The organism is Photobacterium sp. R1, from assembly GCF_054600795.1.
Map to the genome: position 1 here is coordinate 1 of NZ_BAAHZP010000931.1, position 239 is coordinate 239.

Consider the following 239-nt stretch of genomic DNA (forward strand, 5'->3'; position numbering starts at 1 on the left):
GGGCAATGTGGCCAGCCACTGTGTGCTGCTCTACCATGCCCCGCTGTCAAAAACCGCGCAGCAGCGTCTGGCTGTACTGCGCGAAAGCAGCGACGGCTTTGTGATCGCCCAGCGCGATCTGGAAATTCGCGGTCCCGGCGAGCTGCTCGGCACCAAACAAACCGGGATTGCCGACTTCAAAGTCGCCGATCTGGTCCGCGACCAGCACCTTATCCCCCAGGTACAGAAGCTGGCGCGTT

Annotated in this window: 1 pseudogene; it reads left to right on the forward strand. The window is 61.9% G+C overall.

Going from position 1 to position 239, the window contains the following annotated elements:
* A pseudogene (locus ACYP03_RS27805) lies at positions 1 to 239 on the forward strand (ATP-dependent DNA helicase RecG); the annotation flags it as partial.